Genomic DNA, 1209 nt, shown 5'->3' on the forward strand with positions numbered 1-1209 from the left:
GGTCACGTACTTGGCTACATACCCGGCAACCGCACCACCTGAGAGATCGTCAGCTTGGCCGGTCTCGGAATGCCGGCGAATGGGGTGAGCGTCGAACTGCCCTCCCCAGCCGACCCGCTCCATGCCGTACGCCTCGGAGGCGGGCACCGTGACGAAGCCGGATGCGGCAGCATGCTCGACCGCATCCAAGAGCACGTCCTCTGTCGCCCAGTCCGGGGCGGACGAGGAGGGACCGTCCGGCCCGTCCATCCGCACGACGGCGTGGAAGTGAACGGCCGCGCGCCGCTGGAACTCGGCGACCTTGGCGAAGGACACGACCAGGTGGTCACCGAGCTTGGAGCGCGGCACCCCACCGGCCGAGGCCAGGTAGCGGCGCACGGCCGTGGTGAACCGGTCCCACAGCCGCCCGGTGTGCGCGTGCCACAGCACATGGCCCACGTAGTCGTAGCAGTCCGGGCACAACGGCAGACCAACCGGAGGGTCATCCTCGGTGTGCACCAGGCCGCAGCCCAGCAGCCGCCCGTGCTCGCAGCGCGGATCATCCCGGCGAGGACGGCACCGCTCGCCCTCGCGCACCCGATGCACCGGCCCGAAGGACGGAGCAGTCAGGGTGACGAACAGCCGAGGGCGATCCTGAACCGCATCGGGCACACCTTTGCCGCCGGACAGGCCCGCACGAACGAGCTGGAAGGTATCCCCGGCATGCAGGTATCCGCACGGCTCACACACCGAGGCACGCCGGTTGCGGCAGCGCACCGCCAGCCGCTCACCCGGCTCCCCGTCCGTCGAGTAGGCCGAGAGCACCTCACCGGTGACCGCATCACGGGTGATGGTCGAGCCGGACAGGTAGATCGGGTGGGCGCAGCCACCGATGGCCTTGATCTGCTCCTTCCAGCGCGAAAAGAGCGGATCCTTCAGGAGCCGTATGAGGTCACGGTCCGCCTCTGAGAGCGCTTGTATTCGTTGTTCGCCCGCCAGCACGACGGAACGCCCGGCCGGAACGGACGACGCGCCGGACGGGCTGATAATGGGTGTGGTGGTGTTGCCGGATTCGCCGGACATGACGCGGCCTCCAGAGCCTCAGGTCAGGAAGTAGATGGCGGGTATTCATGGCTTCTCTCCTTTGCGCTCACAGGGCGCGTATGCTGCGTACGCCCTGGTCAGGCGCAGCCAATTTGCCTTTGCATTGTACGAGTTACCACCGGCAGT

General features: G+C 67.7%; 1 protein-coding gene. It reads right to left on the reverse strand.

Going from position 1 to position 1209, the window contains the following annotated elements:
- Positions 1-1062 (reverse strand): replication initiator (locus tag AQJ67_RS43785; RefSeq protein WP_062725717.1); only part of this gene is annotated, 1062 nt, incomplete at its 3' end.
- Between the last annotated feature and the right edge of the window lie 147 nt (positions 1063-1209).

The sequence above is a fragment of the Streptomyces caeruleatus genome (genome assembly GCF_001514235.1).
Lineage (GTDB): Bacteria > Actinomycetota > Actinomycetes > Streptomycetales > Streptomycetaceae > Streptomyces > Streptomyces caeruleatus.